Source organism: Streptomyces sp. NBC_01429 (assembly GCF_036231945.1).
In the GTDB taxonomy this organism is placed as follows: domain Bacteria; phylum Actinomycetota; class Actinomycetes; order Streptomycetales; family Streptomycetaceae; genus Streptomyces.
Window position 1 is genome coordinate 6982121 of sequence record NZ_CP109599.1, and the last position, 19559, is coordinate 7001679.

Annotated in this window: 15 protein-coding genes; 3 read left to right on the top strand and 12 right to left on the bottom strand. The window is 74.0% G+C overall.

Features of this window, described 5'->3' with window-relative positions:
• Positions 1-50: 50 nt before the first annotated feature.
• From OG627_RS30775 to pdxR, 4 genes are all read right to left on the bottom strand, one after another.
• On the bottom strand, positions 51-2750 hold the full coding sequence (locus OG627_RS30775) for a DUF7824 domain-containing protein (RefSeq protein ID WP_329070678.1): 2700 nt from the start codon (positions 2748-2750) through the stop codon (positions 51-53).
• Positions 2747-4153: an SWIM zinc finger family protein gene (locus OG627_RS30780; protein WP_329070680.1), complete on the bottom strand. Its 1407-nt coding sequence runs from the start codon at positions 4151-4153 to the stop codon at positions 2747-2749. Before OG627_RS30780 ends, OG627_RS30775 begins: the two co-directional genes overlap by 4 nt.
• A 105-nt stretch (positions 4154-4258) precedes the next feature.
• A complete protein-coding gene (locus OG627_RS30785) occupies positions 4259-5875 on the bottom strand; it encodes an alkaline phosphatase D family protein (protein WP_329070682.1) in 1617 nt (538 codons plus the stop codon).
• A 98-nt stretch (positions 5876-5973) separates the two neighbouring features.
• The gene (gene pdxR, locus OG627_RS30790; protein WP_329070684.1) at positions 5974-7431 is read right to left on the bottom strand and encodes a MocR-like pyridoxine biosynthesis transcription factor PdxR; all 1458 of its coding nucleotides are present in this window, start codon (positions 7429-7431) and stop codon (positions 5974-5976) included.
• 168 nt (positions 7432-7599) lie between these two features.
• On the opposite strand from pdxR, the gene sigJ reads away from it, so the two are divergent.
• Together sigJ and OG627_RS30800 are read left to right on the top strand one after the other, a co-directional pair.
• Positions 7600-8496, top strand: a complete 897-nt coding sequence (gene sigJ / locus OG627_RS30795; protein ID WP_329070686.1) for an RNA polymerase sigma factor SigJ — start codon at positions 7600-7602, stop codon at positions 8494-8496.
• A 188-nt stretch (positions 8497-8684) separates the two neighbouring features.
• Entirely contained in the window at positions 8685-9449 is a 765-nt protein-coding gene (locus tag OG627_RS30800; RefSeq protein WP_329070688.1) for a GntR family transcriptional regulator, read from the top strand.
• A 72-nt stretch (positions 9450-9521) separates the two neighbouring features.
• Here OG627_RS30800 and OG627_RS30805 read toward each other — a convergent pair whose 3' ends face one another.
• Positions 9522-10679 (bottom strand): ROK family transcriptional regulator, encoded by a 1158-nt coding sequence (locus OG627_RS30805; RefSeq protein ID WP_329070690.1) that lies wholly within the window; start codon positions 10677-10679, stop codon positions 9522-9524.
• A gap of 144 nt (positions 10680-10823) precedes the next feature.
• Here OG627_RS30805 and OG627_RS30810 point away from each other — a divergent pair, with 144 nt between their 5' ends.
• Positions 10824-11249 carry a hypothetical protein gene (locus tag OG627_RS30810; protein ID WP_329070692.1) on the top strand — a complete coding sequence of 142 codons (426 nt, stop codon included), beginning with the start codon at positions 10824-10826 and terminating at the stop codon, positions 11247-11249.
• Positions 11250-11285: 36 nt separating this feature from the next.
• On the opposite strand, the gene OG627_RS30815 is transcribed toward OG627_RS30810, so the two are convergent.
• The 7 genes from OG627_RS30815 to mug all read right to left on the bottom strand — a co-directional run bounded on the left by OG627_RS30815 (position 11286) and on the right by mug (position 19547).
• On the bottom strand, positions 11286-12716 hold the full coding sequence (locus OG627_RS30815) for an MFS transporter (RefSeq protein WP_329070693.1): 1431 nt from the start codon (positions 12714-12716) through the stop codon (positions 11286-11288).
• Positions 12717-12885: 169 nt separating this feature from the next.
• A complete protein-coding gene (locus OG627_RS30820) occupies positions 12886-13920 on the bottom strand; it encodes an NAD(P)-dependent alcohol dehydrogenase (protein ID WP_329070695.1) in 1035 nt (344 codons plus the stop codon).
• Positions 13921-13987: 67 nt separating this feature from the next.
• Positions 13988-15511, bottom strand: a complete 1524-nt coding sequence (locus OG627_RS30825; protein WP_329070697.1) for a mannitol dehydrogenase family protein — start codon at positions 15509-15511, stop codon at positions 13988-13990.
• 6 nt (positions 15512-15517) lie between these two features.
• Positions 15518-16741, bottom strand: coding sequence for a D-mannonate dehydratase ManD (manD, locus tag OG627_RS30830; protein ID WP_329070699.1), 1224 nt, complete (start codon positions 16739-16741; stop codon positions 15518-15520).
• Positions 16738-17775, bottom strand: a complete 1038-nt coding sequence (locus OG627_RS30835) for a 2-hydroxyacid dehydrogenase (protein WP_329070701.1) — start codon at positions 17773-17775, stop codon at positions 16738-16740. Before OG627_RS30835 ends, manD begins: the two co-directional genes overlap by 4 nt.
• Positions 17772-18812, bottom strand: a complete 1041-nt coding sequence (locus OG627_RS30840; protein ID WP_329070703.1) for a LacI family DNA-binding transcriptional regulator — start codon at positions 18810-18812, stop codon at positions 17772-17774. The genes OG627_RS30835 and OG627_RS30840 overlap by 4 nt, the downstream gene beginning before the upstream one ends.
• 192 nt (positions 18813-19004) lie before the next feature.
• Positions 19005-19547, bottom strand: coding sequence for a G/U mismatch-specific DNA glycosylase (gene mug, locus OG627_RS30845; protein WP_329070705.1), 543 nt, complete (start codon positions 19545-19547; stop codon positions 19005-19007).
• Positions 19548-19559: the final 12 nt, after the last annotated feature.

A 19559-nucleotide genomic window follows, 5' to 3' on the forward strand; every position in this document is an offset into this window, starting at 1 on the left:
ACTGATGGGTTAAGTATGGGAATGTTCCATTTTGAGCCATCTATGACTCTTTATGGCCTGGAGTGTTCGCTTCCCTGGCGCAACGCGGCCAGCAGCCGGGTGGCCTGGGCGACCGTCCGGGACGTACCGCCCCGTCCGGCCAGCTCCGGCAGGCCGGACATCTCCTCCGCCGCGCCGCAGCGCTCGACGCAGTCGGCGGCCACGGACAGTATCTCCCCTGTCCCGGCCGGCGGGCGCCTCTCGTCGGACAGAACAGGAGCCAGCAGCACCGGCAGCGCCGCGCGCAGCACCGACCAGACCGTGGCGTACGCCCCGGTCGCCGCGGCCGTACGGGCCGAGTCCGCCAGCCTGTTGGGCTTGACCTTCCCCGACCGCATCAGCGCGCCCAGCTCCTCGCCCAGCGAACGGCCGTCCAGATCCCCCCGCGCGGCCAGCACCAGCAGGGCGTCCACGGCCGACAGCCGGTCCTGCGGATGCCGGGCCCCGAGGCCGTACGCCACCGCCCGGTGCAGCGACCCGCCCGCGGCCCCGCCGCTCTCGGCGAGCGTGGGCAGCCACCACGCGCCGCCGCGCTGGTCGTGCTCCGCGCAGGCCGACACCTCCGTCAGCAGCCAGCCGGCGAGGGTGTCCCGGTCCTGGGGCAGCACCTTCGGCCAGTCGGCCCTCCCGTCCCCCTCCCAGTGGTAGCAGTACGCTCCGGTCCGCTGGACGGGGCGGCCCAGCCAGCGGAAGGCCCGGGGGAACTCCCGGTGCGTCGCCAGCCGTTGCCTGACCTCCGCCAGCCGGCGCCCCGGATCCGTACGCGACCCCAGCCACCCGCGGCCGCTCCCCGGGCTATCGGTCTCGTCCACCGGCCCGTCCCCCGGCCCGTCCGCCTCGACGGGGCCGAGCGCCGGCAGCGCCGTCCCGTCCCCGGTGAGCCAGGCCGCCAGCCGGTCCGCCTCGGGCGTCCCGAGCCCCGCCGCCGCGCGCGCCGCCTCCGGATGCCCGTCACGCCGTACCCGCAGGAGGGCCTGCGCGAAGTCCGCCGGTGCCGGTGCGAGACCCAGCCGCCGGTACTCGCCGAGCCGCTCGACCAGCACCCCGGGGTCGAGCGCGCCCGTCTCCCAGGTCGGGGTGGCCAGCAGGAACGGCAGTGGTTCCGTACGCACCCGATGGGCGACCTCCCAGAGCCGCGCGTCCGTCACCCCCTCCAGCACGGTGTGCGCACAGGACTGCCGGACCGCCGCGCGGCTCCGCGTGTCCCACAGCGCCTTGACGGAGACCCGCTCGCACACGGCGGCGGCCACCACCTCCACCCCGTAGGTGTTCCGGCCGAAGTCGCGGTCCCGGTCCCGGGACGGTGTGTCCTCCAGCCACCAGCGGCCGGCCAGTGCCTCGCGCAGCGCGGCGGCCAGCGCCTCCCTGTCCCGGTGGGCGTGGCGCACCAGCCCGTCCAGCACCCGCTCGAAGGACATCGGCCGCCCGCGCGTGGAGATCAGCGCCGACACCTCCTCGACCAGCTCGGCGAGGTCCGACGGGGCCGGTTCCGATCGCACCGGGAGCGGTACGGGCGGCAGGATCTCCTCGTACGGGGCGAAGTCGGCCACCGCTACCGGCTCGCCGAACACCTCGGCGGCCCGCGCCCGGTGCACCGGGGCAAGCGTGGCGGCGGCCCCGGCCAGCTCGCCCCGGATGTCCGCGTCCACGGCGGCCAGATGACGGGCGACCAGTTTCAGCGCCCGCTCCTGGACGCCGGTGTCCTCGTGTCCGAACGTCCAGGCGACCACGGGCAGCAACTCACCGGCCGCGCCCGGATCGGCGCGCAGGGCCTTGCCCAGCAGGACGAGCTGGGCCCGGACCAGCTTCCTCTCCGGCCGGAACAGCACGGAACCCGAGACGTCCGCGAGTTCGCGCGTGGGCAGAGCGCCGGAGACGGCCAGTTCGGTCAGCACGCTCTGCGCGTGCCCCGCCACTGTGGAGGTGCCGTCCGCCGCCATCCCGATCCAGTCGGCCAGGTGCTTCCGCTTCTCGTCGGCCGTCGGCTCCAGCCGGCGCAGCAGATTCAGGAAGAACGCGGCATCGCCCGGCCGTCTCCCGCCGCGCAGCAGACGGGCGACGGTGGCGTCCACCAACAGGCTTCGCTCCAGCACGCCTTCGGCGGCGAGGACGGGGAGCACCGACGCCCAGTGGTGCGGATCGTCCTGGTGCCAGGTGAACGGGCCGGGGAGTTCGGCCGTCTCGAACAGCCTCGGGACCATGACCGGCAGCCAGGGATCCGCCCGCAGACGGTCCGCCAGATCGCCGTGCGCCCCCGCCGCGTCGACCCAGCCGTACACGAACTCGTCGGTGACCGGCACCTCGCAGCCCGCGAGCCGGACCAGCCCCGAGATCAGCGGGTAGTCGACCTGCGCCGTGGCCGCCCGGCCGGCCAGCCGGTGGGCGACGTTCCCGAGCCACTTCGGGTCCCGGTCGGCGAGGACGTCGAGCAGCGGCTCGTGCCACACCCGGAAACTCTCCCGCATCTCGCGCGAGCCGAGCCACGCCGCCGTGTCCGCCGCCCCCGTGAGGCAGCCCGCCCCCGCCACCAGCAGCGCGTTGTGCACCTTCCCGCGCTCCCGCCACCGGCGCCACGGCCACGCGCGCACCTCGGCGCGGAGCGCCTTCAACTCGGTCAGCGCCTCCTTGCGCTCCGCGGCGGTCATCGGCTCGACCAGCCCGGGAACGGCCTCGGCGCGCCCGGCCCGGACCGCGTCGGCCAGCGAACTCATCGCGCACCGCCCGCGGTCACGGTCCCGGTGGCGACGTCCCCGGCCGTACGCACGGCCCCGCGGCGCGCCATCCGGACGGCGAGCGCGTGTTTGCACGGGCCGCGCCCGCCCCGGTGGTCCGCCCACCACTGGCAGGTGCAGCTCAGCGCCCCGGCCGACTCCCGCACCTGGTACCGGCGCTCGCCCGAGGCCACCCGTGCCAGGTCGCCGCTGATCTCCACGGCCCCCGCCGAGACCAGGGCGCGCGCCGCGACCAGCCGGGGGTTGTGCCGCTCCGCGCGGTCCGCGTCGTACGGCAGCTCCCGGTGGAAGTACGCCGCCTCCGCGATGTCGTAGCCCACCCGGCCCGCCGTCCCCAGCCGGGTCAGCGCCGCCCGCACCCGCTCCACCGTCAGCCCCGCCCGCGCCGCCAGCTCGCCCGGATCGATCCGCGGCTCCCACGCCAGCAGGACGGAGACCAGCTCGGCGTCCCCGGCGGCCTCCTCGGTCGCCAGCGCCTCCAGCACCCCGCCCTCGCCCGAGAATCCGCGCGCCGCGTCCGGCGACAGGGTCAGCGTCAGCCGCATCCCGGGGAGCACCACTTCCCAGGCACTGGCGAGCGCGGCGCCGTCGGCCACCGGCCCGTACACCCGCAGCGCCGTCGCGTCCCGCAGCACCCGCCGCAGCGCGGCCAGCCGCTCGGGGCCCGGCAGACAGACCGCGCCCGGCACCGGCCGGGTGGTCGGCCGCAGGGTCCGCCCCGCCGGGACGACCCAGATCGCCCCGCGCGAGGCGCCGCCCGAACCCTGCGGCAGCGACCGCAGAAAACGCACCGCCTCCGCCGCGCTCAGCTCGGCCCGCGGATCGAATCCGGCGGAGACGACCTGCGCCTCGGCGAAGCCGCGCAGCCAGCGGTCGGGCAGCGGGACCTTCTTCTCCACCACCGGACCGTCGAGAGTGGTCACCGCCAGCTCGTCCGGCCCCACCCGCAGATGCAGCGGATCGTCCCCGGCCAGCCGGGAAAGGGCCTCGCGCAGCGGATTGTTCACATCCACATTGGTCGTGCCGTGCCCCGTCCCCGCCCCGTCGAGCCCGTCCCGCTCCACATCGAGCCGCGCGTACACCCCGCAGCAGCCGGAGAACGACTCGAAGCGCAGCCGGTCCCCGTTCCCCGTCACCACCGGGTCGAGCGACGCGTTCGGTGTCGGCCGGTAGTACCGCGCGCCGGCCACGTCGGCCACCGCCAGCAGCCCGCGGGCGGCGGCCCGGGGAGACGACAGGAAACCGGAGAAGAAGTGCGGACTGGCCTCGGCGCCCCGGGGCGTGCGGCCGCCGGAGGTCTCCAGACCGAGCAGCCGCCCGCCCTGGTCGCTCGCCAGGGCGGACGGACGGGAATAGGCCAATGCCTGTACGGATCGCGTCATGAGGGAGACCGTAGAACCCACCACTGACAATGGGCCCGGCGCGAACCCGGTGTTCGCGCCCCCGCGCTCCCGGGGGCGCTCCGCGCGCCCCCGGGACAGGCGCTGTTACTGGCCGACCCTGCCCGGCTGGAGCACCTTGGTGAACAGCACCGTGCCGCCCTGCTCCCGCAGCCGCACCGTCAGTTCGCCGCTGCCGCCGTCGATGGACACCTCGCCGAAGAGGGGCGGCGTCTCCATCGGGGAGAGGTTCGACCCCTCGGGGGCCTTCACGAAGACCCGGTCGGGGCCGAAGGTGCCGTCCAGCTCGCTGGCCGGGAACTGGCCCGCCGCGATGGGCCCGGTGACGAACTCCCAGAACGGCGCGAAGTCCTTGAAGGCCGCCCGCTCCGGGGTGTAGTGCTGCGCCGAGGTGTGGTGGACGTCCGCCGTCAGCCACAGCGTGCCGGTGATCCGCCGGTGCTTGATGTACCGGAGCAGCTCGGCGATCTGGAGTTCGCGGCCCAGCGGGGCCCCGGGGTCGCCCTGTGCGACCGCCTCGAAGTCCGTCGCACCGTCCGGTACGACCAGACCGAGCGGCATGTCGGCGGCGATCACCTTCCACACGGCGCGCGACGCCGACAGCTCACGCTTGAGCCAGCGCAGCTGCTCGGCGCCCATGATGCCGGTGGTGTCGTCGGTCTGCCGGCCGGGCGAGTTGGCGTTGCGGAAGGTACGCATGTCCAGGACGAACACGTCGAGCAGCGGACCGTGGCCGATCACCCGGTGGACCCGCCGGTCCTCGCCGCGCGCGTGCAGGGTCGAGACGGGGAAGTACTCCCGGAACGCCCGGGAGGCGCGGGCGGCCAGCACGTCGATGTTCTTCTCGGTGTACCGGTCGTCGTCCAGGATCTGCCCCGGGTACCAGTTGTTGCGCACCTCGTGGTCGTCCCACTGGGTGATGGAGGGGACCTCGGAGTTGAAGCGCCGTACGTTCGCGTCGAGCAGGTTGTAGCGGAAGTTGCCCCGGTACTCGGCGAGGGTCTCGGCGACCTTCGCCTTCTCCTCCGTGGTGATGTTGCGCCAGACCCGCCCGTCGGGCAGCGTCACGGCCGGCTCGATCACCCCGTCCGCGTAGATGTTGTCGCCGCTGGACAGGAAGAAGTCCGGGTTCAGCCGGCGCATCTCGTCGTACACGCGGAAGCCGCCGAGGTCCGGGTTGATGCCCCAGCCCTGCCCCGCGATGTCGCCCGACCACACGAACCGCACGTCCTGGCGGCGCCGGTCGGGCGCGGTGCGGAAGGTGCCGTACACCGGCTCGCCGGTACGGCGCGGGTCGTCCGGGTCGGCCAGTGTCACCCGGTAGTGCACCTGCTCACCGGCGGGCAGCCCGCGCAGCGGCACGGTGCCGGTGAAGTCCGTACCGGCGCCCAGCAGCGGGCCGTGCCACTGCCGCGAGCGGCGGAACGAGGAGGTGGCCGAGGTCTCCACCACCATCCGGGCGGGCCGGTCCGAGCGCACCCACACCAGCCCGGACGACGAGGTCACATCGCCCGCCTGCACCCCCCACGCGGCACGCGGCCGCCCGGAGAGCGCCTGCGCGGGCGCGGCGGCGGCGATCAGCGCGCCGCCCGGCAGGGCCAGTGCCGCCGAGGCGGCGAGGGAGCCGCGCAGCACGCTGCGGCGCGCGGGGGAGGCGGGGGTGGAGGCGGTGGGGTCGGGGGTGTTCGCGGGGCCTTGCGACATCGGTGTGTCTCCTGGGCAGATCGGGACGCCGTGGGTGTCCCGTCATGCCTAGCGCCCGCCCACGGCCTGGGGGCGAACCGCGCGTGAACAACGGCCCCTCAGCCGCCCGGCCCGGTGGCCGCGGTGGCATCGGCCAGCAGCGACACCCCCCGCGCGATCCGCGCGGGCGTCAGATGCGCGTAACCCAGCACCAGCCGCACCCGCCCGTCCCGCGGCCCGGCCGTCCCGTGGGCCGTCAGCGGCCTGAGCGCGATCCCCGCCTCCGCCGCCCGGCGCAGGAAGCGCGGCTCGGGACCGTACCGCGCGGGCAGCCGGGCGATGATGTGCAGCCCGGCCGCGATGCCGCTGACCTCCGTACCGGGGAAGTGCCGGTCGAGGGCCGCGACCAGGGCGTTCCGCCGCTCCCGGTAGGCGCGCTGGCAGCGGCGCAGCTGCCGGTCGTAGCCGCCGCTCCGGACGAAGTCGGCGAGTACGGCCTGATCGAGCGAGGGGTTGCCCAGATCCATCGTCCGCTTGCGCTCGACGATGTCGTCCAGCAGCTCCCGGGGCGCCAGCAGCCAGCCCAGCCGCAGCCCGGGAGCGAGCGACTTGCTGACCGAGCCCGTGTACACGACACGCTCGGGATCCAGGCCCTGGAGCGCCCCGACCGGCTCCCTGTCGTAACGGAACTCGCCGTCGTAGTCGTCCTCCAGGACGAAGCCGTCCACGGAGCGCGCCCAGTCGAGGAGTTCGCCCCTGCGGTCCGCGGAGTAGGCGATTCCGGAGGGGAACTGGTGGGCGGGTGTCGTCAGCACCGCCCGTACCCCCGACCGGACCAGCGGGCCGATGGCCAGCCCCGCCGCGTCCAGCGGCAGCGGCACCGTGCCGAGCCCCGCCGAGGCGAGCAGCGCCGCGTGGTCCGGGCTGCCGGGATCCTCGGTGCCGACCGTCCGCAGCCCGCGCCCGCGCAGGACGAACCCGAGCAGCGTCGTCGCCTGCGCCACCCCGGAGCAGACCACCAGCCGCTCCGGATCGGCGGCCACCCCGCGCCGCCTGGCCAGCAGCGCGGCCAGCGCGGCACGCAGCGCGGGCAGCCCGCGCGGGTCCGGATAGCCGAGTACGCCCGCCACCGGCCCGGCCAGCACCGACCTGTACGTCGCCGCCCAGGCGGCGCTCGGGAAGAGGGCCGGATCCGGGGTGCCGGGGCGGAAGTCGGCCCGCGCGCCGGGCGGGCGCGGGGCGAGATCGCGTACGGGACCGGCCGCGGCGCGTACCGCGTCGCTCACCCAGGTGCCCGCGCCGCGCCCGCTGCGCAGATAGCCCTCCGCCGTCAGCTGTTCGTACGCCTCGGTGACCAGACCGCGCGAGACGCCGAGATCGGCGGCGAGTTCACGGCTGGCGGGCAGCCGCGTCCCGGCGGCCAGCCGCCCCGATCTGACCGCCTCGCGCAGCGCGGACCGCAGCGCCCGGCCCCGGCCCCGCGCGGGCGCGGCGGCGGCCGGCACCAGCAGCTCCCACGCGGCGGTCCCGACGCTCCCACCGGACCCGGCGGGCGGATTGGTCTCCGATACGGCCATGGAAGTGGACCTTTAACGGCGTGCTCGCCGCGCGACGCGCCGGAGCCCCGGACCGGGCGGCCACGCGCGCCGACGCCGCCCCGCACCCGTGACGACGCCCCGCATCTGTGACAGCGCCCCGCGCGTGGTGATCTGGACAGCGGGCGCGTCGTCCGCTGGGATGGCGGGGTGGCGACCGACACCGCGGACACCGACGTATTCGAAGCCCACCGGGGCCTGCTGACCGGCGTGGCCTACCGCATGCTCGGCCGGGTCGCCGACGCCGAGGACGTGGTGCAGGAGGCGTGGCTGCGCTGGAGCGCGCACGACACGGCGGACGTCCGCGAACCGCGCGCGTACCTCGTACGGATCACCATCCGCCTGGCCATCGACCGGCTGCGCCGGGCGAGTACGCAGCGCGAGACGTACGTGGGCCCCTGGCTGCCGGAACCGGTCGTCACCGCCTACGGGCCCGCCGTGCCGGACACGGCCGAACGCGCCGTGCTGGCCGACTCGGTGTCGCTCGCCGTGCTGATCGTCCTCGAATCCCTCTCGCCGCTGGAGCGCGCGGTCTTCGTGCTGCGCGAGGCGTTCGGCTTCCCGTACGCGGAGATCGCCGTCACGCTGGACCGGGGCGAGGCGGCGGTACGGCAGCTCGCCGGCCGCGCCCGGCGCCATGTCGAGGAGCGCAGGCCGCGCTACGACGTGGACCCGGCCGCCCGCCGCGAGCTGACCGAGCGGTTCCTTGCGGCGGCCGGCGGCGGCGACCTGGAGGCGCTGCTCGCCCTGCTCGCGCCGGACGTACGGCTGGTCGGCGACAGCGGCGGCAAGGCCAAGGCGCCCCTGCGGATCATCGAGGGCGCCGACAAGGTGGGCCGCTTCCTCGCCGCCGTCGCGGCCGACGCCGCGCTCTACGAGTTCCGCGTCATGGAGTTCAACGGCGCTCCCGCCGTGCTGGCCCTCAACGGAGGGCGGCCGGATCTCGTACTCCAGCTGGAGGTCAGGGACGGCCGGGTGGAGAGCGTCCACATCGTGCGCAACCCCGACAAGCTCGGTGGCACCGACCCCGGACGGCCCACGGTGTAGCGCGTCCCACGCCCGTACGAAAGTCCTGTGAACACCCCGCGTTCGGGCACCGTTTCTTTCCGCAACCCGCGCACGATTGGTCTTGACCAACGACTGGGGTGGTCCTATCGTCGCTTTTTAGTGCAGGAACCTTTAATAAACAAGGGCACGGAATACCCGCCGGTAGACGGCGATTGCGGAGGATCAGGGTGGGGACCACGCAGCTGGGAACGGTGCCGGAGCCCAAGTACTGGCATCTGAGGACCGTGCTCGCCGAAGCGCTCGACAACGAGTTCGCGGTGGGGGAGATCCTGCCCAACGAGCGCGACCTCGCCGCCCGGTTCGGGGTCGCCCGCGCCACGCTCCGGCAGGCGCTCGAACAGCTGGAGCTGGAAGGCCGGCTCCAGCGTCGCCGGGGTGTCGGTACGACCGTGGCCCCGCCGCGCCTGGGCGTGGACGTCTCGACCGCGACGCACGTGTGGCCGGGCGCCGACCAGGACGCCTGGCAGCCCCGCGACTGCGCCCTGGCGCCCGCGCCCGCCTCGGTGGCGCGGCTGCTGGAGACGGCGGCCGGCGAGGCCGTCCACACCGTCCGCCGGGTCCGCGTCACGCACGGCCAGTCCGTGGCCGCCGAGCTGATCTACGTACCGGCCGCCTCGGTGCCCGAACTGTCGGCCATCGACGCGCCCTCGGGACCGGCCCGCGCGCGCAGTGTGCTGCGCGAACTGCGGCGACCGGCGCTGGACGGCCAGGACCGCGCGGTGGAGCTGGGCTCCGCGCGCGCGGACGACGCCAAGGAGCTGGACCGGCTGCCGGGCGCCCCGGTCCTGGTGGTCACGACGCGCTACGCGGTGGCCGGCCGTATCGCCGCCGTATCGGTGGCCACGTACCGCGCGGACACCTGCCGCCTCACCTTCGGTGAGTCGGGCGACCTGGAGATCAGCGACCAGCCGCAGGAGCGTCGAGCCTCCTGAGGCCCACGGCACCGGTGACGGTGACGGCCGCCCGCGCGGCGAAGGCTCCCGCGCGGCGGCGGTCCCGCGCCGTCAGCGGCGGCCCGTCACCGTGCCCTCCACCGCGAACAGCTGCTCCTCCACATGGTCGAGGGCGAGCCGCAGCGCGCCCGTCGCCACCGCCGCCTCGCCGAGCAGCGACAGCGTCACCCTCGGCGGACGCAGACAGAAGCGCGACAGCTCGCCGCGCAGCGGGTCGAGGACGCCGTCCAGGCCCGCCGCCCAGCCGCCGATCACCACCAGCTCCGGATCCAGCGCCAGCACCAGCGCCGCCACATCGTGCGTCAGCCGCTCGATGAACCGCTCGACGGCCCGCATCGCCTGGACGTCGCCCTCCTTGGCGCGGGCGAAGACATCGGCCACCGCCTGCTCGTCCAGCGGGTGCAGCGGCTCGTCCGTCGTGGAGAGCAGCTTCTCCGGGGTCACCCCGCGCCCCAGCAGATGCAGCGCGCCGATCTCACCGGCGGCGCCGCCGAATCCCCGGTGCAGCCGCCCGCCGATCAGCGCCCCGGCCCCGGGACTCAGCCCGGCCAGGACGAAGACCACGTCGTCGGAGTCGGTCGCTGCGCCCTTCCACTGCTCCGCCACCGCCGCCGCGTTGGCGTCGTTCTCCACCAGCACCGGGCAGCTGAACGAGCGGCGCAGCCGTTCGCCGAGGGCGAGCCCCGTCCACTGCGGCAGCGCCGTGCCCAGCCGTACGGTCCCGTCGGCCTCGACGATGCCGGGGCTGCCGACGCCGACGGCACGCAGGGAGCTGTGCGCCACCCCGGCGCCCTCCAGCACATCGGCGACGACGAGCCTGACCCGCTCCAGGCGTTCGTCCGCGTCGGCGGTCTTCGTGACCTCCCGCGACCCGGCGCCGACGATCCGGCCGTCCAGCCCGGAGACCAGCGCGGCCACCCGGCCCGACCCGATCTCGATGCCGAGCAGGTGCCCGGCCTCGGCCCGGAATCTGAAACGCCGGGCCGGCCGCCCCTGCTTGCGGGCCTCCCCCTCCTCGGGAGCGGACTCGGCGACCAGGCGCGTCTCGGTCAGCCCTTCCACCACTCCCTCGACCGTGGGCCGGGAGAGCCCGGTGATCCGGGTCAGATCCGTGAGCGTGAGGGGGCCCGCGTCGCGCAGGGCGTGCAGCACCACGGCGGAGTTGATCCGCCGCAGCAGGGAAGGGTCTCCGCCGGTCAGCCGCCCCACGGTATGTCCTCCCAGCTCGCGCGCTCGTGAGGCGGATCGTACTCGGTGCCCGACGGCGCTGCGAGTGGTGCGCGTCCCCGGTCTCGCCCCCCGCGGACGGCTGACGGGCAGCCAATTGTCAGTGGCCGGCGGTTTACTGGACCCATGACCACCGCACAGCACCTCGCCGCCATCGAGCTGCTGCGCGCCGCCGCCTTCCCGGCGGTGCGCGGCCCCACCGGGCCCGGTACCGGCGGGCCGGGCTGGGCCCTGGTGGAGCTGGCCGGGGGAGCGGACACCGAGCAGTGCGGCGCGGAGCACACCGCGCTGGTCGACCTCCTCACCGTCCGGCTGGGCGAGCCCGACGTCCTGAGCCTGTGGAGCCTCCAGGCCCGGGTCACCGGGGGCGAGGAGATACCGGAGCCCTGGCGGGAGCTGAGCAGCGGCCCCCGGTGGCTCCACCTGTGGCGGATCGGGGGCCGCTGGCTCGCGGTGGGGCTGGCGGACGGGTCGGGGAGCGGGTCGGTGGAGGGCGCGGACGGTCCGGGATGCCGGCTGCTCGCGGCCGTCACGGAGACGGACCCTCCGTAGGACGCGCCCGCGTATCCGGGTGCCCGCCGGGCCGGGTCAGTCGCCGACCTTCTCCAACCGCTCGCCGGGCACCGTCCCTTCCTGCCGGGCGCGGGCCGCGCCCGGGTCGGTCGCGTCGTACGGCAGGTTCAGATCGCGGTCGAGCGTCTCGGGCGTCATCCGGGTGGCGATGAGGCTGACCGTCGTGATCAGCATCATGTAGACGGCCACCGGGATCCACGACCCGGAGAACGCGGTGACGAGCGCGGTGCAGATCAGCGGCGCGACGCCGCCGCCGATCACGGACGAGAACTCACGGCCCAGCGTGACCCCGGCGTACCGGTAGCGGTTGCCGAACAGCTCGGGGAAGAAGCTCATCTGGACGCCGACAGCGCCCTGGCAGGCCAGGATGAAGCCGATGACGATCGCCACGGTGATCGCGACCTTCGACCCGGAGTTCAGCGCGACGAAGGTGGGCACCGGCAGCAGCACCAGCGCGCTGAGGATCGTGGTGTAGACCGGCTTGCGGCCGAAGCGGTCGGAGAGGGTCCCGAAGCCGAGTGCCGCGATCCCGCCGCAGATCGCCCCCAGCAGCAGCACCTCCGGTACGAACTTCTTGTCCACGCCCACCGTCGTCACCAGATAGGAGGCCATGAAGACCTGGTAGGTGTACGACTGCGTGCTGATGCCCCAGTTCATGAAGAGGACCAGGAGCATGGGCCTGCGGCCGTGCGTGAGCACGTCCTTCACCGGGGAGGAGGGCCGTTCCTGCTTCTCCTTCAGCTCCTGGAAGACGGGGCTCTCGTTGAGCTTGCGCCGGATGACCATGGCGACGACCGTCACGACCAGACTGCTGCCGAAGACCAGCCGCCAGCCCCAGGTCATCAGCGCGTCGTCGGACAGCCGCTGGGCGAGGATCCAGGCGACCGCGCCCAGCGCGGTGCCCAGCGCCGCACCGGTCATGACCAGGGAGGACAGTTTCCCCCTGCGGCCCCTGGCCGCCGTTTCGGTGAGCAGGGAGGCGGCTCCCGACTGCTCGGCTCCGGCGCCGAAGCCCTGGCCCATGCGGCAGATCAGCAGCAGGATCGGGGCCAGCAGCCCGACCTGGCCGTAGGTGGGCAGCAGCCCGATGGCGAGCGTCGAGCCGCCCATCAGCAGCAGCGTCGCGACCAGCACCCACTTGCGGCCGAGGCGGTCCCCGTACCGGGAGAAGAAGAGGCCGCCGAGCGGCCGGGCGGCGAAGCCCACCGCGTACGTACTGAAGCTGGCGAGGATGCCGACCGACGCCGAGACGTTGGGGAAGAACAGCTCGCTGAAGATCAGCGCGGAAGCGGTTCCGTAGATGACGAAGTCGTACTGTTCGAGCGCGGTGCCGATCAGCCCGGCCCACGCGGCACGCCTGACGGCGCGCGGGTCGGGGACCGGCTCGCCCGACGGGGTCCTGGCCGGTGGGGACTGGGGTGCCGCGGCAGGGGTGGTGTTGTCCATGATCCATGCCTCCTTGAACGGATCGGTTCTCCGGAGCGGAGCGGAACGGAACACATGCAGGGTTCTTTTGTGCTGGTGGTTCTGGTGGTTCTGGTGGTTCTGGTGGGGCTGGTGGGGTTTTCGGGAGAGGGCGAGGTGCCGCGCCCGGGTGACGGGACGACCCGGCCGGTCAGGCGGAGCTGTCCCCGGGGCGTACGACGACCTTGAGGTGCGTCGGGTCCTTCACCGGCGCCCGCAGCGCGTCGGCCGCCTCGTCGAGCGTGAACCTCCCGGTGAGCACGCTCCCGAGATCCACCCGGCCGTCGGCCGCCAGCGCGACGGCCGTCGGGAAGGCGTGGGCGTAGCGGAACGCGGTGGACAGTTCGATCTCCCAGCGCTGGAGATGCGCGAGCGGCAGCCCGTCGACCTCCGGCGCGGCCTGGCCGACGACGATCGCCCGCCCGGCCGGACGCAGCGTCCGCAGCCCCTGCCAGAGCGCCGCCGGATGGGCGGAGCACTCCAGCAGCCGGTCGATCCCGGTCAGTTCGGGCGCGCCGTCCGCCGTGTTGAGGACATCGGTCGCGCCGAGTGCGCGCGCCCGATCCAGCCGGGCGTCGTTCACATCGGTGACGATCACCTCGGTCGCCCCGGCGGCCCGCGCCACCTGCGCGACCAGGATGCCGATCGGGCCGGCCCCGGTGACCAGCACCCGGTCGCCGAACGCGACACCGGCCCGCCGTACCGCCCACACCGCGACGGCCAGCGGTTCGATCAGCGCGCCGGTCTCCAGGGGGATCGTGTCGGGCAGCGGATGGACGGCGCGCCGCGTCGCGACGAGGTACTCGGCGAAGGTCCCGTCGGTGGGCGGCGAGCCGAAGCAGGTACCGGTCGGGCAGAGGTTGTAGCGGCCCGAGCGGCAGGTCTCGCAGTCGCCGCAGCCCACGGCGGGTTCCACCGCGACCCGGGTGCCGGCGTCGAGCCGTACCCCGGAGCCCGTCGCGACGACGGTCCCCGACGCCTCGTGGCCGAGGACGGTCGGCTGCCGCAGGACGTTCTGTCCGTTGCGGCCATGGGCGAAGTAGTGCATGTCGGAGCCGCACACACCCACGGCGTCGACCGCGACGAGCACATCGTCGGGGCCGAGGGGCCGCAGCGGGCGGTCCTCGATACGGAGGTCGTCCGGGCCGTGCAGGACGGCGGCGCGGGTCGAATCGGGAGCGAGCACGTTCTCACGTCCTTGTGAGCGGGAGGGGAGAGGAAAGGAGGGGACGGGGGAGAAGTAGGTGGAGGGGCTAGCGGGCTGGCAGCGGTTCCGACTCCGCCGCCCGGGCGGCTTCGGAGGCCGCGGCGCCGGGACCGTGCCGGACGATGGCGTCGATGAACTCGGCGATCCGGGCGGCGAAGGCCGGAAACTCCGTCAGACCGGTCCCGAGCAGCCCGCTGTCCAGCACGGCCTGCGCGTAGGACGCGCCGCCGGACATCGGGACCCGGTGCGCGAGCGCGGCCAGCGGCTCGCGGGCCGGATCCACCATGGCGGTGGCGTGCGGCCCCGGCGAGAAGCCGGGGGGCGGTGTCACGCAGCAGAGATACGCGGCGACGGTCAGCGCCAGATGGTGCGGCATGCGCCCGGCGCGCAGCTGTAGCAGCGCCGGTTCCGGCACCCGCTGGCGGAGCTTGACGGACCCGTCCGAGCCGACCTGCTGGGTGCGGTGCCCCAGCGCGGTGTTGGCCCAGCGCTCGAAGAGCTGACCGACGTACGCGTCCAGATCGATGTCGGCGGGCACGGTCAGGCTCGGCAGGTAGTCGCCGTGCAGCACGGCGCGCGCCGCGTCCGCGATGAACGGCTGGGCGATCGACTCCGGAATGGTCGCCCGCCCGTCCAGCGCGCCCAGATAGGCGATGAGCGAGTGGGTGCCGTTGAGCAGCCGCAGCTTGAGCAGTTCGTACGGTTCGACGTCGTCCGTGAAGAGCGCGCCGCCGTGTTCCCAGCGCGGACGACCGGCGGAGAAACGATCCTCCATGACCCACATGGAGAACGGTTCGGCCGGCACCGGTACGGCGTCGCGCACCCCGAGTCCGGAGGCGACCGCGGCACGGTAGACCTCGGTGGTCGCGGGGACGATCCGGTCGACCATGGAGCTGGGGAACGTCACGGCGCTCTCCAGCCACTCCACCAGGTCCTCGCGCTCGGCGGCGGGCAGCGCCTCCACGAACTCCCGGACCAGCCGCCGCGTCTGCGCGCCGTTGCCCACCAGGTTGTCGCAGCTGAGCACGGTCACCGGCCGCGCGTGCGCGCGCCGGCGGCGCTGGAGCCCGCGCACGATCTGCCCGATGGTGGTGCGCGGCGGCGCGTCACCGCGCAGGTCGGCCCGTATCGCCGGGGAGCCGAGATCCAGCCCGTGGGTGCGCGGATCGAAGGTGTAGCCGTGCTCGGTGACGGTCATCGAGATGATCGCCGTGTCCGGCGCGGCCAGCGCGTCGAGCACCTGCTCGGGCTGGTCGGCCGCCACCAGCGCACCGGTGTGCACGGCGGGCACCGTGATCCGGGTGCGCTCCGGGGAGATCTCCACGACCGAGTAGCGCATCTCCTGCTCGCGCAGGGCTCGCGCCACGGCGGCGGAGCGGCTGGCCACGCCGAGGATCCCCCAGGGCCCCTCGGTGTGGGACAGCGCGGCGGCCGTATGGACGGCCTGGTGGGCGCGGTGGAAGTTGCCGAGACCGAGATGCACGATGCCGGTCAGGGCGGGGGTGCGCGCGTTCAGACGGGAGGCGGCGGGAACGGTCGTGGGACCCAGGCGCGGGAGTGTCGTGGTCATCAGTGCTCACCAGTCCGTCATCGAGCCGTCGCGACGCCGCGCGACCGGCAGATACGCGGGCTCGTACGGGAACCGGGCGGCCAGCTCCTCGTCGACCTCGACCCCGATACCGGGCTGGTCACCGGGGTGCAGATACCCGTCCTCGTACGACCAGCCGTGCCGGAACACCTCGTGCACCAGCGGCTCGTAGCCCATGTACTCCTGGATGGCGAAGTTCGGTGTGGAGAGACCGACGTGCAGGGAAGCGCCCAGCGCCACCGGCGAGACGTCGGAGGGCCCGTGCGGCCCCAGCCGCACCTGCCAGACCTCGGCCAGGGCCGCGATCCGCCGCAGATGGCTGATGCCGCCCGCGTGCGTCACACACGTCCGTACGAAGTCGATGAGCTGCTCGGTGATCAGCGACTGGCACTCCCAGACGGTGTTGAACACCTCGCCGATCGCCAGCGGGACCGTGGTGTGCTGCCGTACATGGCGCAGGACCTGCTGGTTCTCGGCCGGAGTGACATCCTCCAGCCAGAACAGATCCACCCCCTCCAACGCCTTGCCCAGCTGGGCCGCCTGACCGGGCGTCAGCCGGTGGTGGGCGTCGTGCAGCAGCTTCAGCTCGGGGCCCACGTGGTCGCGGGCGGCGGCGAGCACCGTCGGCGCGTGCCGCAGATACGCCTCGGTGTCCCAGACCTCCTCGGCGGGCCGGGTACCGCGCCCGGCCGGCTCGTAGCCGGAGCTGCCGTTGGTCACCCCGTACACCGTGTCGAGACCCGGCACCCCGCTCTGCGCCCGGACGGCGAGGAAGCCCTGTTCGCGCCGCGCGTCGATGGCGTCCAGCAGCTGGGGGACGTCCCAGCCGGTGGCGTGGGTGTAGGTGAGGATCCGGTCGCGGACCGCGCCGCCGAGCAGCTGGTAGACGGGCTGGCCCGTAGCCTTCCCCTTGATGTCCCACAGCGCGATGTCCACCGCGCCGATGGAGGTCATGGTGACCGGACCGCGCCGCCAGTAGACGCCTCGGTAGAGGTACTGCCAGGTGTCCTCGATCCTGGCCGGGTCGCGGCCGATGAGCAGCGGCGCGACATGGTCGCGGAGGTACGAGGCGACGGCCAGCTCGCGGCCGTTGAGGGTGGCGTCGCCCCAGCCGACCAGCCCCTCGGCCGTGGTGATCTTGAGGGTGACGAAGTTGCGGCCGGGGCTGGTGACGATCACGTCCGCCGCGACGATCGAGTCGGTCCCCGTCATCGGGCCACCGCCACGACGTTGTGCGGCCGTTCGCCGGCGGCCAGCCTGCCGATGTTGGCGGCGATGTCGGCGGCCCTGCGCGCGAACGTCTCGCGGGTGAGCCCCGAGGAGTGGGGAGTCATCAGTACGTTGTCCAGCTTCTCGAAGGGGTGGTGGCCGGGCGCGGCGACGTTGCCCTCGGACGGGTACCGGTACCAGACGTCGAGCGCGGCGGCGCCGATCGTCCGCTCGCTCAGCGCCCGGTAGAGCGCGTCCTCGTCCACGACGGGGCCCCGTCCGACGTTGATCAGTACGGCGGAGGAGCGCATCCGGGAGAGTTCGGCCGCGCCGATCAGTCCGGTGGTCGCCCCGGTGAGCGGCGCGGACACCACGACCACGTCGGCGGTCTCCAGCAGGGTGCCGAGATCGTCCACGGTCCCCGACCAGTCCAGCCCACGGGCCACCGCGTCGACGTCGCCGCGCCGGGTGACCGCGACGCCCCGCGCGCCGAACGCGCGGAACAACTCCCAGCAGCGCGCGCCGATATGGCCGAAGCCGACGAAGCCGACCGTCGCCGAGGCCAGGCTGTCGACCCAGGGCGAGTCCGGGGTGTGGACGGGGGAGTCCCACCGGCCCTCGCGCAGCGCGGTGTGCTGGCGCAGAAAGCCCCGGCGCAGCAGGATCGCGGCGGAGATCGCGTACTCCGCCATGGAGTTCTCGTGGTGGAAGGTGTTGGCGACCAGGGTGCCCGGCGCCAGCGCGGCCGTCTCGATCTTCTCCGTGCCGGCGCCCGCCGCGTGGACCAGCCGCAGGCGCGGCGCGGCGGCGGCCAGGGCGGCGGTGCACTGCCCGGAGACGAGGACGTCCGCGTCGCCGAGGGCCGCCGTGACGGCCCCGGCGTCCCGCACGTCCGGCCAGCGGACCGACGTCCCGGCGGGGAGCGCGGCCTCGAACTCGGCGCGCAGCGGGGCCAGATTGGAGTCGGCGACCACGACGGTCAGCGGGGTGCCGGGTGTGTGCGCGCCCGGGTTGGCCGGGGTGGCGTCGCTCGTCATGACGCGTCCTTCATCGTGCGGTCGGTGGTGGTGGCGCGCCATGAGGCGTGGTGGGTGGCCGGGCCGCTCGAAGCGCGCACGATCAGCTGGGTCGGCAGCCGCAGCAGCCGCGGGGTGGCCCGCTCGCCCGCCAGGACCTGGCCCAGCAGATCGAGACTGAGCGCCCCGGCCTTGGCCATCGGTACGGCGATACTCGTCAGGGACGGCTGCGACACCTCGGCGAACGGGATGTCGTCGACACCGATGACACTGAGGTCGTCGGGGACGCTCAGCCCCAGCGCCCGCGCTCCGGCGATCACACCGAGCGCCATCAGATCGTTGTGTGTGATCACGGCGGAGGCGCCCGAGGCCATCACACTGGCGGCGGCGGCCGTGCCGCCCGCCACCGTCTCGGCCTGCCAGCCGAGCAACTCCAGCTCCAGGGAGGCCCGTTCGGTCTCGCTGCGGATCAGTTCGACCCGGTGAGCGTTGGACCAGGAGCGCTGCATGCCCTGGACGTAGGCGATCCGCCGGTGGCCGAGCGCGGCCAGGTACTCGATGGCCTGCCGCATGCCGTGCGCGGCGTCCGCGATCACGCAGTCGGCGCCGGCGGTCTCGCGGTTGACGAGGACGACGGGCGTGCGCCCGCAGATGGCGAGGATCTCCGCCGCCTCCAGCCTCGGGGAGCACACGATCAGCCCGTCGGCCTGATCGCGCATGTGCGTGATCACCTCGCGTTCACGGTCCGGGCTGAGGTCGGTGTCCGCGAGGACGACGGTCTGCCTGCGGTGCCACCCCTCGCCCTGGGCGGCCTTCACGAACGCCCCGAACACCGGATTGGCGATGTCGGGCACGATCACGGCCACCGTCGCGCTCTCCCCCTCGGTGGCCGGCTCGACGGCGCGCGCCACGGGCGACTCGTACCCCAGCTCTTGCGCAACGGCGAGAACCTTGCGCAAGGTCTGTGGCCCGAGTCTGTCCGGGTCGCTGAAGGCCCGGGACGCGGTGGAGAGCGCGACGTTGGCGCGCTTGGCGACATCGGTCAAGGTGATGGCCATGGCAACTCCGCTACTTGCTCGACGGAGCGAGGTGGATGAACGACATGTTGCATGGTCGTCACCGTTGCGCAAACTTGTCAATGCTTGCCACAAAACTGGCAAGGGGGTGGCGCGGGTGCCGTGCGGTGCCGTCCGGCCGACAACCCGGGCCGGGACAGGGAGGGCCTACGCGGGGGCCGGGACAGGGAGGGCCTACGCGGGAGTGTTCGCCGCCTCGCGCAGCCGGCCGAACTCCTCGGCCATCGTCGCCGCCGTCCAGTGCGCGTTGAGCCCGCTCGGATTGGGCAGCGCCCAGATCCGGGTCCCGCCGATCGTCCGCTCCTGCGGCCCGATGACGGCACGCTTCTCGTCGAAGGCGGTCCGGTACGCGGTGATCCCGACCACCGCCAGCCACACCGGCCGCAGCCGCTCCACCTTCGCCGCCAGGATCCGCCCGCCCGCGCGGAACTCCTCGGCGCTCAGCTCGTCGGCCCGCGCCGTCGCCCGCGCCGCGACGTTCGTGATGCCCAGGCCGTACGTGAGCAGCTCGTCCTGCTCGGCGGGGCGCAGCTGCCTCGGGGTGAAGCCGGACAGGTGCAGCACCGGCCAGAAGCGGTTGCCGGGGCGCGCGAAGTGATGGCCCGTGGCCGCCGACATCAGGCCCGGGTTGATACCGCAGAACAGCACACGCAGACCGCCCGCGACCACGTCCGGCAGGACGCGGTCGCGGGCGGCTTCGAGTTCCTCGGGGGTCACGCGCGGATCATC